Raw genomic sequence first — 291 nt, forward strand, 5'->3', positions numbered from 1 at the left:
GTTGTTGTACTTCTAGCAAAACGCATTACTGACATAGCACAAACAGCATGTTGACGAGCAATCTCAGTTTGCGAAACATTTTCAAAAAGCTTTGAAATGGTATTTAACATAACAGCTTTAGTAATTTGATGATTAAATTGAATATCGTCAACTTGAGCTAACTTAGTAACTACATTAGGACACTTATCACTTTTAGGACAAATGAATTTTTGTTTGCGAATAAACAATACATTGGCTATACCAGCAGAAGGTAAGGCGGTAGCCTTGACTAGTTTAAAGCCGTTGCGCAAC

1 pseudogene is annotated in these 291 nt (G+C 35.4%); it reads right to left on the minus strand.

Annotated elements, in window-relative coordinates:
- Positions 1 to 291: pseudogene (locus LB941_RS12415) on the minus strand (ISL3 family transposase); the annotation flags it as partial.

The organism is Ligilactobacillus ubinensis (assembly GCF_024160875.1).
Lineage (GTDB): Bacteria > Bacillota > Bacilli > Lactobacillales > Lactobacillaceae > Ligilactobacillus > Ligilactobacillus ubinensis.